Source organism: Candidatus Zixiibacteriota bacterium, from assembly GCA_040756055.1.
Taxonomy (GTDB): Bacteria; Zixibacteria; MSB-5A5; order GN15; family FEB-12.
Genome location: JBFLZR010000002.1, coordinates 480,024 through 492,117, shown reverse-complemented (window position 1 = coordinate 492,117; position 12,094 = coordinate 480,024). Strand labels below are relative to the sequence as shown.

The following is a 12,094-nucleotide window of genomic DNA, read 5'->3' as shown; positions in this document are numbered from 1 at the left end:
CCGTTCAGTGCTCCAAAACCAGCCCGACACCTACCTCTTCGACATCCACAACTTTAGCTAAAGCCAGCTTCGACTTAAGATCGGTACAATGACAGACGTGCACTTTCCGGGGTTTCAGCCTTCCCATATATTCCCCCGTGCGCCGGAGAGTCTCGTTTGAAGGGCTGAGCAGATGGAAGCCCCCGATAATGTCAACCACCCTTTTTTCACCGCACACGTCTCTGGCATACTCAACTATATTGCAGATTCCCGAATGCGAACAACCGGTGATTATAAACAGGCCGTCATCCGATTTATAGGCCAGCGCCGAATCCTCGATGATGAAATCATCTTCTTCGATGTTGTTTTTGACAATTTTCCCGAACGGGACTCTCGCCTCAAAGTCGTTCGCCCTGGGAATCTCGCCGAGAAAAACAAGTCTGTCCGTAATCCAGTATGGTTTTCTCGTTGTCCGGATCTGACAATATTTCGTCAGATCATCTTCGCGGAGCACCACAGCCGCTGATTCTGTCTGCTCGAAGGCCGCTCGCAGCAAGGTATCGGGGTGCGTCAGAAGTATCGGTTCGCTTTGACCGGTCGACATTGAACGGTCTTCGGTGAATAACTGCAAAAGGTGCGGGAGTCCGCCGATGTGGTCAGAGTGACCGTGGGAGAAAGTGAGATAGTCGATACTCGCCAGATCGATTCCAAGCCGTTGTGCGTTTGTAATCAGTATATTGGAATAACCGGCGTCGAAAAGTATCTTTTTGCCCTCACACTCGATGAAGTACGACACCGCCGGTTCACCGACAAAATACTTGTCAATGAACGTGTTGTTATCCACCAGCACGGTCAGTTTCATATTGTACTCGAAAACTCCGTCATTCACCTACTCCTGCGAAAACTTGTCCATGGGTACATCGCTGTTCCAGATATCGGCATGAAGTTTCCACTGGCCGAAGGCGTCTTTCTTCCAGATATGTATATTCTTGGTCTTGTGCCACTGTGGCTCCGCGTCTTCGGCGTGCCAGGTATAATAATATGAGTTGACCGTATAAGCAATATGACCGTCAACATCAATATCCACAATCTTTCTGTCACGGATCTTGAAAACCCAGCCTTCGCCGGCGCGCATCATCTCCACAATCGCGTCCTTACCCTTGTACATTGTCCAGTGACTGGGCATCATAATAGCGCTGTCGTCAAACATCGCGATCCGGGCCTCAATGTCGCCGGCCTCGATTGCCCGATAAAAAGCATCAATAGCGGCCGACAGCTCAGCCGGAACACTTTGCTGATCTGCCCGACCGCATCCGATTACGATAAGCAACGGGATTACACTTAGAACCCCCCAAATGCGTGTCATTTGCCACCTCTTTTCTATTCTATTATTCACTGGTGTCGTGGGCGATGTTGTCTGCCGATCGAACAACAGGATCGATTCAATGTAAAAGACGGACAGCCCTTTTTCTTATAAAACTTTTTATGGCGAAAATTTTCGATGCGCGATGACTGCGGAGCTTTGCCGCCCGCTTTACCGGTATCTGATTTTGAGAATCAGGATAGTTCCCGCAATAATCAGAGTGAAAGCATTGGCCAGAATCACCGGGTATGATGCGATCAACAATCCGTACAGCAGCCACAGAAAGATGCCGAGACTGATGACAATATACATGGCCAGGGAGATGTCCCCGGTCGACCGCGTGCGAAGTACCTTCGCCAGCTGCGGCACGAAAGACGCGGTGGTCAGTGTCCCCGCCACCAATCCCAGAAGCGTAATAGTATCCATCAGCGCAGGATAATACGCGACCGAGTGTCAGCCGTCAAGATTAATCCAATACAAAATTGACGGCCGCAGTCAGTTCTTCGCCCTGAAAACCCACCCGGGAGCCGAGTCTATGGTCTGACGAAGTATCAGGTTCAATTGCGCCGCATGATGCTGCACGTGGCGCATATTGTACAAGAGCAGCTCGGCTGTTGTCATGTCAACCCGTCCGAACTTGTACCGTGTCTCGGTCCGTGCGTCGGTCATGTTCTGAATCGTTGCCCTGCACTTGTCACGTGCGTAGGCGAGATAAATCAGGAGTTCATCTTTGGTGTAAGCTCTTGGCGGCAGTTTTCCCGCTGGGTCCAGCTCTTCCAGACCAAACGGAGAAGGGGGAGCGAATTCATCAACCGGCTGCGACAAATAGAAATCCAGCCAGAACAGCGTATGAAAGGCCAGATACCAGAACTCCGGCTGTTTTGAACGATCGCTCCAGAGTTCATCGGGACAGGCTTCGATGGCCTTCTCCAGCGCGCCAATAGCCGCTCCGAACTGCTGCCAGATTATTTCTTTACATGCGTCATCCATAATTCCATCCATTTCTTACGCCCCGGTGCTCTGTCTAACCGAATTAGATACGACATGAACTGCGACTATTGGCGGTACGACGCGATCGCCTCCGCCAAGGCGTCACGAACGGGCGTGTATTCAATACCGAGCTCCCGTTCCGCCTTGCTGCCGTCGCCGCGAAACTCGCACTTCATCACCCGCATCTGGTCGATCGCCATGCCCCACAACGGCGGCCGCTTGATGATATCCGCTATCATGGTCAATGACCACGCGTTCGGCATTACCAGAAAATCGGGCATGACCAGGCGGGGAAGAGGCACTCCGGAAATCTCACTGATCATGCGATTAATATCTCCAAACGAGTGCTGAAATAGTCCGGCGATATACTTTTCTCCGATATTGTTTTCCTTTGTTGCTGCCCGGTAGATAATCTCCGCTACATCCCTGACATGTACAAAAGTAAACACCTTATTCTCGAACACCCGGGCCGGGAGACGCCTTTGTATCAACCGAAGGATATACTCTCCTGTCGCCTTGGGGTCGCCCGGACCCAAAACTGCCATCGGGTATACCATTACCAGAGGAAGCCCCCGTTCCCTGTACATCTTCCAGACCATCTCGTCCGAAAGGAATTTTGTCTCGAAATACTCGCTGAACCGTTTCGGACCCACCTCGCTGTCTTCGGTAAATGGCACGTCCTTCGGCCTGCCATAGATACCACCCGTGCTGACATGAACAATCTTGGATACCCTCGCCTCCAAAGCGGCCTCCATGACGTTCAGCGTGCCAGCGATATTCACCTTGCGGTAAACAGACGGATCCGGTTCCCAGAACGAGTAAACATTGGCCAGATTGATCACGCAGTCATGACCGCGCAGGGCCACCTGAAATGATTCCCGGTCGGTTACGTCGCCGATAACGCGGGTTATGTTCTGTCTTTCAAGCGACGCTGTGTTGCTGGTGCTTCGAACAAGGCAGCTTATCTGATGATCGGTTTGCGCTAATCGCCGCAGGAGATGGCCCCCGATGAATCCCGTCGCGCCGGTAACGAAGACCTTCATAACATACCCTCCTTACTGACTGATTGACCCTCCCAAGACCCGTATTGTCTATTTACACGACATCATTTTCTTCGTTTCGAATAGATCGGCCTTCCATACTGATGAAGTGTCGACGTCAATTATACGGACGTCAGCAAATAGTGCAGCAGCAGAAAACATCCCGCGGCAATCAATCCGGCAGCCGGAATGGTGAGAACCCATGCCCACACGATTCGCTGCGCGACCCCCCACTTGATTCCCGACAACTTGGTGGTCGCGCCGACACCAACGATAGCGCCCGTGATGGTGTGCGTGGTGGAGACCGGAACGCCCATATGAGTGGCCATGAATAGAGTGGCCGCGCCCGATGTCTCCGCGCAGAAACCGCCCACCGGCCGCAGCTTCGCGATTTTCATACCCATCGTCTTCACGATTCGCCAACCACCAAAGGCCGTGCCAATACCCATAGCCAGATGGCAGGACAGGATAATCCAGGCCGTATCCCAGTTTGTCAGTGATAGTTCGGTGTCAGGGCTCATAATGCCACCCGCGATAAGCAGCGCCATGATTATGCCCATCGTCTTCTGAGCGTCATTGCCTCCGTGTCCGAGTGAATACAGAGCCGCCGAGATAAGCTGCCCCCTGCGAAAGAGGCGATCGACCGCCGTCGGTCGCCATCGCCGAAATAGCCAAAAAACCGCTATCATTATGATGAATGCCAGTATCAACCCAATCACCGGGGCCAGCGGGATGAATTTTACCGTTTTCCAGATATTATCCCAGCGAATAACGTCCGGTCCCTTGTAAGCCAGCCCCGCCCCGGCCACACCGCCGATAAGCGCGTGTGATGATGATGTGGGCAGTCCCAGCCACCAGGTAATAAGGTCCCAGATGATAGCTCCCAACAGGCCGCACAAAACCACATAAACATATACACTGTCGGATCCGTCAATTCGCACGATTTTCGCCACCGTGTCGGCCACCCTCGGCGCGAATATGAACATGGCCACGAAATTGAAAAATGCCGCCCAAAACACCGCTACCGTGGGGCTGAGGACTCGTGTCGAAACAACCGTGGCAATAGAATTGGCGGCGTCGTGAAAACCATTGATGACGTCGAAAATAAGGGCGACCCCGACAGCCCCGAATACAACCCAGAGCAATGGAGTCATACCTACGAAGCCTCAATCACAATGCCGGATATTATGTGTGCCGCCTCCTGGCAACGGTCCGTGGCTCTCTCGAGACCCTCAAAAATCTCCTTCCATTTGATAACCACCATCGGATCCGTCTGGGTGTCAAACAAAGATACCAGGGCGGTTCTAAGATGCGCGTCTCCCCGGGATTCGGCCTCGTACACCTCCCAGCAGGACTCCTGAATACTATCCGCCCTTTTGCTCAAAAACGGCAGATCCTCAATTGCCTGCGCGATCTCATCCACCGCCTCAACCAGCGTTTGTGTCAGGTCCCGCATCTCGGGACGAATCTCCGTCATGCGGTACATCAGCATGCGCGCGGCTACGGAGTCAACCGCGTCGATAATGTCATCCAGACGACGAATCAGGCGATGAATATCCGAGCGGTCAATCGGCGTTATGAAAGTGTTGTGAAGCGTGTCGATACAAAGGTGGGCTATTTCGTCCGCCCGGTGTTCGATCTCTTTGATCCGTTTCACCCGGCTCTCCAACCCGTCGGGATTGGTTGCCAGTGCATGGAGTTCGGCGCAGGCCTCTTTCGACAGATGACTGTGTTGCTCAAAAAACTCGAAAAAGGCGCCAGTCTTCGGTAACCATCTCTTGAACATATCGAATCTTCTCGAACCTTGAGTGAATCTTGTGCTTTGGTGTCCTGCTGATTTTTGGAATCTTATCCTCGTGAAAATCAGCCAAAGATATTATCAAGGGTGGATTTAATCAACTGTAATTCACACCTGGCAGCGTCCGGTTCGACATACTTGATGCCGTCATAAATGCGTCCCCAACTAGTTACCGGATAAGAACTTCCGGCCCTGTTGGTGAGTGTCTTGCCGGAATTCCCGGATAAATGTCTCCGACCTCAGGGCCTGACAATAACCGCCATCCATCTCACGAGCTGCGGAAAATCATAATAGACAATCCTTTTCCCGTATGGTTCGAGAGCATGCCTCAACTCCGTCTCGTCCGGGAAGTTCTTTATAACCCTGTATTCCGACCCATCGGGTAAGACGCGCAGGCTCACCCGGTTGCCGTGCTCATCCTCGACGCTGGGTTCCTGCCGGAAATAGTCTATCATCGTCATATCAATGAATATGATCTTCGACTTGTCGTGAAGCTTAGCCGTCAAGGCGTCCATAAACAGCGGGATAGTCTGTCTTGGGATATGGGACCACCAGTCTGCCGAAAACGCGACATCGAAGCTCCCCTTAACATTACCCAGATCGTAGGCGTCTGCTTGCACCAAAGATACGTTTTTGCAGCCCGCCAACTTACCGGCAGCTATCTCCAAAACTCTCGGACTGATGTCTATCGCGGTTACCGACCTGGCTCTCTTGGCCAGCACCTGAGTCCAGTTGCCGGTTCCGCACGCAATCTCGAGCACCTTTCGGCCAACAATAACCTCTTCGAATGTTTTGATTATCGGGGAGAGAGCCCTCTTCATCTCCGCGTTGGAAGCATAACTCATGTACTCATCATGCCAGGGAGCCCGGGCATCGTAGTACCGATTCATCTCCTCGATTAGTCTCTTGTCGTAATTGCTGTCTGGCATAAGCCGTTACTTGCCGACACGGAGCCGCTTCTGCAGTGATAGTTGATGCGTTCTTAAAAATAGACCCGTCTCAGAATTACCAGTCCGGTCACCGCGATGGCAATTATGTTCCACAGAAGAGGACGTGTCAGAATTGGCTTTTTTGACTTAACCTTCGCCACCGCGAATGCCGTAAAAACGAAACCGGGAAGAGCCGATTCGAAATTAGTGCCCTCAACGTGAAGCACTCTTTTGAAAACAAAAGCCAGCGCTATGATACACAGTCCGCTGACAGTGGCGGTCTGAATATGATCATTCGTAATGAAATCAACCAATTTGCTGCGAATACTCATCTCTTTCCTGCCAACGAGTGGGTAAGCTGTCAATAAACTTGCGCACACCGAGCCGGAATGTCAAGTTCATGTTTATACAAATGCTCCTGACCATGAGTCAGCGAACCTCCCAAATTCCTCTGCTGCTAAGTATACTTCTCTATGGCTTGTTTATTCTAAAGTATTCCAACCCGGCAGGGTTCGCGGTCGGCAGTCGATTACAGGTTTCTGTGAGATTTTTCACCCGGCAAAGCATCGGCCTCGGTGCCGGTCAATTCACTTCTCTCGTCCGCCAGCGGCAAATTGATATAGAACGTTGCGCCCCCGTCGCCCCCCGCGTCAAACCAAACCTGCCCTCCGTGCGCCTCGGCAATGCGCTTGACGATACTCAGGCCGACACCATTGCCTTCGACCTCTACGCCATCTTGCTGAATCCTCTGAAAAGCCTGGAACAGCTTGTGCCTGAATTCCGTCGGTACGCCGCTGCCGTTGTCACTAACGTAAAAAGCGCCCGAACAGCCGTTCGGACATTGAATATTCGAATCGAAACCGACTCGCACTTGAGCATCCTCGCGTATGGGCATATACTTTATGGCGTTGTCAATCAGGTTCGACAACATCTGTCTTACGCGGTCACGCCACCCGTAGATGTCGGGCAACGCCCCGTTCTTAGACAGGACTATCTTTCGCCCCTGCGCCGCCACGGAAAATGCATCGAAGACCTCGGTAAGCAGATCGTTTGTGTTCACCCGGCTCATTTCCCCGTCCATCCTGCCGATGCGCGAAAGCTCCAGCAGGTCGGCAATCAGGCGCTCCATCACCTCGGCGTTGGCGGCTATTCGTTGAAGGTACTTACTCGAAGTCTTGTCTAATTTCTCATGCGCCTGCTGACTGATCAGACCCGTAAATCCCGATATCGATACCACCGGCGCTTTCAAATCATGCGAAACGGTATATATAAACTCCTCGAGTTCCCCCTTGCTTTTCTTCAGCTCGATATTGGCTTTTTCAAGCTGCGCGGTGTATTGAGCAATCTCCTTTTCAGCCCGCTTCTGCTTGGTGATATCTCTTGTCACCCCCCGGTATCCGATCAGGTTGTCACTTGGGTCAAATATCGGAACGGCATTGCTCAACACGCAGACTTCGGACCCGTCCTTGGTCGTGATCGGGCGCTCCAGATTGACAATGGGCGACCTGGATCTTTTGGCGTCGCTCAGCACAGTTGCCACACGCTGCCTTTCGTGGTCAGGCATGAAGTCATAGGGTGTCTTTCCGATCAACTCTTCCGGTTCGTACCCCAAGAGCTGTTTGACTCGCCCCGAAGCGAACACGTACCTGTCTTCCATATCCATCTCCCAGATCCAGTCGGCCGAACTCAAGGCAATATCCTGAAAGCGCTGCTCAGAGGCGCGAAGAATCTCCTGCGCCCTCTTGCGCTCCGTTATATCCGTCAGGACTCCGCAAACCGCTATGGCTTTTCCGTTTTCGTCCTTTTCAAAACCAACCCGGTCTTCAACCCACCGAACCGTCCCATCCTTGCGCACAATTCGGTACTCGGCCGTGTTCGATTTTCCCTCCGCGTAAAGCTTGCTATAACCATCCTTTACCCACTCTTTGTCCTCAGGATATACGCGTTCGAACCACAACTGGGGATTTTCATACCATTCCTCGGCGGTGTATCCATATATCTTTTCGATGGCTTTGTTTACATATTGGTCGGTAAAATTCACCGGATCAGCACGGTAGATTACCTGATCCAGGCCCTCGGCAAGGTTGCGGTATTTCTCCTCGGAGGCAGCGAGGGCCTTTTCGGCCTTTCTCCGCTCCGTAACATCGCGCACTGTCGCCAGCAGACAGTGCGTCCTGCCCATATCAATCCTGCTCAGATTGATCTCAGCGTCGATTACCCCTCCGTCTCTTTTAGTCAGTCGCCATTCCATGAATACCGATTCGCCCTTCCAAGCTCTTTCTGTCCGCTCCCGCAGAATTGCCGAAGAAGCGCTGCCGTCAGGTTGCCGCTCGGGAGAACACCCCAACAGTGAAGAGCCGAGCATCATTTCCTTTGAGCAGCCGCACAGCTGCAGCGCCCTGGCATTGCAGTCGATGAATCGTTCTTCGTCCATCAGAAAAATCGCGTCACCGGCCAACTCGAAAAGGTTACGATAGCGAGTTTCACTCTCCCTGAGAGCCTTTTCTGTTTCCAGACGCTTGTCTTCCACCGCCAACAGGTGCACCGTTAGTGCGATATCATCGGCGATCTCCTGAAGCAGAGAGCGCTCCTCGATGCTGGTCACATAAACGCGGGGTGTGGAAACGACCAGAAAACCGTACAGGATATTGTTGTGCTCCAGACGCACCGCCATTCCTCCCCTTCCGGTATACTGCTGCGCCAGAGGACACTCGGCACACTCTGCAATGGGATTTTCGATCGCAAGAAGGCCCTGCAGATCCTTGACTCTCACGCAGCAGGGGAGTAACCTGCCTCGGTCCAGATATTCCCGGGCGCGGCTGAACTGCTCCTTCAGGCCCGCCTCGGCATACAATTTCGGTTTGCCGTGCTCATCCACGAGCGTGATCCACGCATTGTGAAAACCGCGAGTTTCAACGAGAAGGTCACAGGTCCTTTTCAAAAGAGCGCTCTTGTCTTTCTCGACGGTTATAAGGTGGCTAACATTGCGGACGGCCCGAAGTACCAGGTTGAGGTGCAAAATCCGCTGTTCGTCCCGCTTGCGCTCAACCATGTATTTATGGAACGCGAACGCCGCCAGCAGAGAGAAGATCAGGGTTACCGCAATTATCGCTATTTTTGCGTGTCTGAAATTGGTGATGTCGTTTGTCATCTGACGACGGAATTCAGCTTCAGCCTCGGCGGTCCGCTCCATAAGTTCCCGGAATACGTCCTCGTGCACCGCGCGGTTCGCCAGGCCGGCCTGCGACTGTGGATCCGAATCCAGTCGCGCCAGAGCCGCTGTCCGGTACTGCATAATCACCGTGCGCAGATACGTTATCCGATGACGAAGCTCGGCGCTGCCCACCGGTCTGAAATAGAGATTGTCAACCGTTCCGCCTTCCAGCATAGCCAGCGCGTATTTGTCCAGGCGGTCAAGATGATACCAGGACTTCTCCAGCTCGACGGAATCGTCTTTCGTTACACCCTGCTCAAGGTACATGTGGGCAAGGGAAGCTTCAATCGCGAGCTCCATGGACGCGTCGGCCAGCGGATACAGCGTGTCATGCAGCTCCGTAGCCGAGCGAAGAGCAAACAACATCGCCCCGATAATGATTACCGAAGCTACGGTCAAAGCCAGGTAAAGGCTAACCTCTCTGTTCTTTCCAATCCACGCTCGCAATTTCTACTCTCCTTTGCTTTCTCCAACAAACAAGGGTCACCGATCACGAAAAGATCAATGATAGCCGGTTTTAACGAAATTGGCTTCTATCAGATTACTGCGGACAGCCCCATCAGTGCGGTGTGAAATGAATAGGACGTCGGAAATCCAGGACGATCCTGTCGGATGAAAAGTCATTTGGGCATCCGCGACCTTCATAATCCCCCTGCCTGCTATAACCATGCATTGTGGGTGGTCGAAAGTCAACCAGAACACTTGGCTTTGCCCGCTTCCGGCCACACCGGCAACAAATGTGATAACGTGTTGTTAAATAGAGAGATACGGGTCTGGGGATGCGGCTGGCAGCACCCTGCCAGCCGCATAAAATCCACTGGTAGGCAAATTACAGAAGACTGGCCAGCACGAGCTTCATTTCCTTGCTCTCTCCGGTCCTATCAACTTTGAGAGTGTACGCCGTGCCGGGGGTGGAGCGAAGAAGCTCCCGCAGAGCGAGTAATCCGTCAAAAAACTCCACACCGACTCCATTGACCGACCTCAGAATGTCGCCTTTAGCAAAGCCGGCTTTCTCCGCCGGAGTGCCGGGGGAGACATAAATCACCTCAATCTCATTTGCCTCGTTATAGACGATCTGCAAACCGGAATTATCCACCGGCCAGGGTTGATTGAACTTGGCGCCCGTTTCTACAATGAGCCGCTCGCCCAGATAGTCGCAATACAGCACGAAATTACGAAACAGGGAATTGCCAAGCTCACCTAAATCGTCGGCTGTGAATGCGGTATCAGTCCCGCCCCATGAAAAACAGACTTCCGGTTTATACACGGTGAATCCCGCAAATGTCAGGCTGTCACAGATTATAGACTTTTTCCGGTACTCATTCGCGGCGCCGTGTCCCAGGCTGAGAACGCCATCTCGCTCCGTATAGCCCTCCCGCAAAGCATAGCTGCCGTCAAGATGGGTGACGGACGCCCCGAGATCCAGTACCCATGGTTTGGTATGGACTCCATCAAGCGTCGCCGTGGCCGAAAAGAGGCTGTTCTTGACATGCATATCGACCACATGTCCGTCACCGGTATACTGAAACTTTTCGGGGTCGTAAAACGATAACAACTCATTGGCGTAATCGACCCTGGTCACGAAACGAGAGAGAAAATCCCAGCCTAGAATCCCGACCGCGTCCACACCGACCCATCGCATCAGCTCACTCATATCAATTACGGCCGCAGTCTGCTCGTTGAATCGAATGCCCTCGACGCTGAAAGCTGGAAGCGTGGTGAAAGCGACATCGACGGTGCCGCCGGCGCCCTTTCCCTTCATGCCGCCCCCGACCTCAAGGCCAAGCTCATCGGCAAACGCCCTGTTCAGCACTGTCATTCCCGCGCCGGTGTCGAGAACCCACAACCGCTCTTTACCGCGTACGTTCACAGGGACAAAAATATGCCCCTCGATAAATTCAAAGTGAATATTCTCGGCAGCATCGCCGTTGACAAACTCCCAATCCCGGTCACTTTCAGTGGGAGGTTCGAAAGTCGAAGGATCGATATCGGGGTTGGACACGTATTGTGTGACGATGATTTCCTGGGGCTCACGGGTAGAATGGTCGACCTGAGTCACCCGGAATGGCACCACGATGCCGTCAATCTCGCGATAGTCGCCGTAAAGAACATCGCGGCTTTCCTCGTCCTCAATAAAAACGGCTTTTTCCAAGAGGAAAGTCGTGGTGTTAATATGGCAGGTATAGCTGTCAACATTGATATTGTTCGCGACCCTGACGACATAGCAACTCCTGCCGTCCACCTGCTCCACCCCCTGAAAGCTGACATCAAATATCTCCGAGTTTCGGTCAGCGTAAGCATACTGCTGAATGAGGTTTCGCACCTTGCGCCTTTTCAGGGTCGCGTCGTTAAGATTCGTTATCAGCTGTAACTTTCCATTCTGATCCACCACCCAGGGGTACTCACCATTGTCACCCTGTATTATGTTCAACGGGTCCAAAGTTACCTCAAGGCGACTCAATCCGGGAACTTGAGTCCACGATTTGACAACACCTTCCATCCCACCGAGGGATACGCTACCCTCGCTGTAGGACATCTTCTCGGCCAATAGTCGCTCCAGTCCCCCTGTGGCTTCGAAGTAACCCGTCAGAATTTCATAAGGATCAGTTAACTCCTGTGCCGGGGAAGTGATACCCGAAGTGACAATCAAAATGCCCATAATAATGGCTACCATACGGCGATACATACAAATGCTCCTTTTAAACCTACATTTACTGTCTTAGTCTACGCACGCCGGTCACAAATGTTGCCCCCTCCGGGCCTGTCCAGCGTGGTCTGAAC

11 protein-coding genes are annotated in these 12,094 nt (G+C 52.7%); all 11 read right to left on the bottom strand.

The window, feature by feature from the left end; genetic code table 11:
* Positions 1-4: 4 nt before the first annotated feature.
* The gene (locus tag AB1483_05450) at positions 5-868 is read right to left on the bottom strand and encodes an MBL fold metallo-hydrolase (protein ID MEW6411903.1); all 864 of its coding nucleotides are present in this window, start codon (positions 866-868) and stop codon (positions 5-7) included.
* The gene (locus AB1483_05445; protein ID MEW6411902.1) at positions 869-1,345 is read right to left on the bottom strand and encodes a DUF4440 domain-containing protein; all 477 of its coding nucleotides are present in this window, start codon (positions 1,343-1,345) and stop codon (positions 869-871) included.
* A gap of 168 nt (positions 1,346-1,513) precedes the next feature.
* Positions 1,514-1,768, bottom strand: coding sequence for a SemiSWEET transporter (locus AB1483_05440; protein ID MEW6411901.1), 255 nt, complete (start codon positions 1,766-1,768; stop codon positions 1,514-1,516).
* A 69-nt stretch (positions 1,769-1,837) separates the two neighbouring features.
* Positions 1,838-2,332: a DinB family protein gene (locus AB1483_05435; protein ID MEW6411900.1), complete on the bottom strand. Its 495-nt coding sequence runs from the start codon at positions 2,330-2,332 to the stop codon at positions 1,838-1,840.
* Positions 2,333-2,397: 65 nt separating this feature from the next.
* A complete protein-coding gene (locus AB1483_05430) occupies positions 2,398-3,375 on the bottom strand; it encodes an NAD-dependent epimerase/dehydratase family protein (protein MEW6411899.1) in 978 nt (325 codons plus the stop codon).
* Between the two features lie 119 nt (positions 3,376-3,494).
* Positions 3,495-4,526, bottom strand: a complete 1,032-nt coding sequence (locus AB1483_05425; protein MEW6411898.1) for an inorganic phosphate transporter — start codon at positions 4,524-4,526, stop codon at positions 3,495-3,497.
* A gap of 2 nt (positions 4,527-4,528) precedes the next feature.
* Complete coding sequence (locus AB1483_05420) at positions 4,529-5,158, bottom strand: DUF47 family protein (protein ID MEW6411897.1); 630 nt, start codon at positions 5,156-5,158, stop codon at positions 4,529-4,531.
* A 251-nt stretch (positions 5,159-5,409) separates the two neighbouring features.
* Entirely contained in the window at positions 5,410-6,099 is a 690-nt protein-coding gene (locus AB1483_05415) for a class I SAM-dependent methyltransferase (GenBank protein MEW6411896.1), read from the bottom strand.
* Between the two features lie 53 nt (positions 6,100-6,152).
* Entirely contained in the window at positions 6,153-6,431 is a 279-nt protein-coding gene (locus AB1483_05410; protein ID MEW6411895.1) for a hypothetical protein, read from the bottom strand.
* A 197-nt stretch (positions 6,432-6,628) separates the two neighbouring features.
* Complete coding sequence (locus tag AB1483_05405; protein MEW6411894.1) at positions 6,629-9,760, bottom strand: PAS domain S-box protein; 3,132 nt, start codon at positions 9,758-9,760, stop codon at positions 6,629-6,631.
* 382 nt (positions 9,761-10,142) lie between these two features.
* A complete protein-coding gene (locus AB1483_05400; protein ID MEW6411893.1) occupies positions 10,143-11,999 on the bottom strand; it encodes an aspartyl protease family protein in 1,857 nt (618 codons plus the stop codon).
* Positions 12,000-12,094: the final 95 nt, after the last annotated feature.

Excerpts from the sequence above, each read along its gene's own strand:
- AB1483_05445 (MEW6411902.1), bottom strand. The coding sequence starts at position 1,345 with ATGACACGCATTTGGGGGGTTCTAAGTGTAATCCCGTTGCTTATCGTA.
- AB1483_05440 (MEW6411901.1), bottom strand. The coding sequence starts at position 1,768 with ATGGATACTATTACGCTTCTGGGATTGGTGGCGGGGACACTGACCACC.
- AB1483_05435 (MEW6411900.1), bottom strand. The coding sequence starts at position 2,332 with ATGGATGACGCATGTAAAGAAATAATCTGGCAGCAGTTCGGAGCGGCT.
- AB1483_05430 (MEW6411899.1), bottom strand. The coding sequence starts at position 3,375 with ATGAAGGTCTTCGTTACCGGCGCGACGGGATTCATCGGGGGCCATCTC.
- AB1483_05425 (MEW6411898.1), bottom strand. The coding sequence starts at position 4,526 with ATGACTCCATTGCTCTGGGTTGTATTCGGGGCTGTCGGGGTCGCCCTT.
- AB1483_05420 (MEW6411897.1), bottom strand. The coding sequence starts at position 5,158 with ATGTTCAAGAGATGGTTACCGAAGACTGGCGCCTTTTTCGAGTTTTTT.
- AB1483_05415 (MEW6411896.1), bottom strand. The coding sequence starts at position 6,099 with ATGCCAGACAGCAATTACGACAAGAGACTAATCGAGGAGATGAATCGG.
- AB1483_05410 (MEW6411895.1), bottom strand. The coding sequence starts at position 6,431 with ATGAGTATTCGCAGCAAATTGGTTGATTTCATTACGAATGATCATATT.
- AB1483_05400 (MEW6411893.1), bottom strand. The coding sequence starts at position 11,999 with ATGTATCGCCGTATGGTAGCCATTATTATGGGCATTTTGATTGTCACT.